The sequence below is a fragment of the Mesorhizobium sp. M7A.F.Ca.ET.027.03.2.1 genome, assembly GCF_003999175.1.
Taxonomy (GTDB): Bacteria; Pseudomonadota; Alphaproteobacteria; order Rhizobiales; family Rhizobiaceae; genus Mesorhizobium.
In genome coordinates this window covers 1-1,513 of the sequence record NZ_RZOM01001278.1, presented here as the reverse complement: position 1 = coordinate 1,513, position 1,513 = coordinate 1, and the positions used below count along the sequence as shown (strand labels likewise).

The window sequence follows — 1,513 nt, the reverse complement described above, 5'->3', positions numbered from 1 at the left end:
GTGCAGCATGAAGGTGCGGAACGGGTCTGAAATCTTGTCGAAGGCTTCGGTCTGGGTGATCTGGTTGTCCATCAGCGGCTTGACGCCGGTGTTCCAGGCCTGATCGAAGGTCGGCGCCATGACGTAGAACGTCATGAACAGCGACAGCGAAATCAGGATGAGGTTCGCCGGTGTCGACTGCAGGCCGATTCCGGCGCGCAGGATCGAGAAGGCGATGACGAAACGAGTGAAGCTGGTCACCATGATCAGCAGGCCTGGCGCCACCGACAGAACGGTCAGCAGGCCGAACATCTGGATGATGTAGCCTACGGTGGTGCCGTCGGCCTTGCCGATACCGCCGAGATCGAGTTGCTGCGCCGTCGCGACGGACGTTGCGGCCGCGATCATCGCCGTGGCGAGAAGGAACTTTCTCATTCGAGCAGCAATGTCCTGATGAGTACCTGTTTGGCGTGACCCTGGCTGCGGATCGCGGCGCGTTCTTCGAGGTCGGCCTTCAGGTGCTGGTAGCCGCTGGCCCCCTCGATCTGATGCATCTTCAACGTGCGCACCAGGGCCAGAAGGTCCTGGTGGATGTCATCAGACATTGCCTGTGGCTGCGGCGCGTCATAGACGATGGACACCTCCATCCTGATCCATGTGCCGGCAGGCGAGGCGATGTTGGTGGTGATCGGCGCCAGCACGACAAGCATCGGGCCCAGGCCTGGCTGCTCGGCCGCGGTGGGCTGCATGATCTTGCCTTCGTTCTCAGGCGCGACCGGTACCGACGCCGGTGCGCCGACGCCTTTGAGATAACCGCCGGACATCCAGCCCATGCCAATGGCGGCCGCCGTCACAAGCAGCAGCAGGCCGGCCTGGATAGCAGGGGAGGGACCCTTGCGTGGCTGAACCTGTTCGATATTTGCCACGGCGCCCTGCTCCGATCCTAGAACGGAAGAACCTGGTCGAGAATCTGCTGGCCGTAGGCAGGCTGCTGGACCTCGGTGATGCGACCGCGTCCGCCGTAGGAGATGCGAGCCTCGGCGATACGTTCGTAGGGGATGGTGTTTTCGGCGCCGATATCGGCCGGCCGCACGATGCCGGCGAGCGTCAGCACCCTGAGCTCGGCGTTGACGCGCACTTCCTGCGATCCGGTGATCATCAGATTGCCGTTGGGAAGCACATCGGTGACGATCGCCGCGACATTGAGCTCAAGCGTCTCCGAGCGCTTGATCTCGCCGTCGGCAGTCGTGTCCGTGGTGGAGCTGAGAGCCCCAGCGCCCTTGCCGGCGGTGCTCCACTTGTCCCACTGCGCGCTGAGGTCGTAACCGAGTTTGCGATTGGCGGTGCGGCTCCTGTCGTTCTGGTTCTTGAAGTTGGCCCGATCGTTGATCTTGATCTTGACCGTCAGGATGTCGCCCTGGGACAGCGCCCGCGGGTCGGTGAACAGCCGGCTCTGGCGGTCGTCCCACAACGAGAATTTCTTGATTGGCGCGGGCGGCGTTTGCGGATAGCGATAGAGGGAGCCGGTACTGAC

The 1,513-nt window shown here is 62.9% G+C and carries 2 protein-coding genes and 1 pseudogene; all 3 read right to left on the bottom strand.

What is annotated here, in order from left to right:
• A pseudogene (locus tag EN750_RS33810) lies at nt 1-414 on the bottom strand (flagellar biosynthetic protein FliP); the annotation flags it as partial.
• Entirely contained in the window at nt 411-905 is a 495-nt protein-coding gene (locus tag EN750_RS33805) for a flagellar basal body-associated FliL family protein (protein ID WP_127399238.1), read from the bottom strand. The pseudogene EN750_RS33810 and the gene EN750_RS33805, both read right to left, overlap by 4 nt.
• 17 nt (nt 906-922) lie before the next feature.
• The coding region (gene flgH / locus EN750_RS33800) for a flagellar basal body L-ring protein FlgH (RefSeq protein WP_145968177.1) at nt 923-1,513 on the bottom strand (591 nt) is incomplete at its 5' end.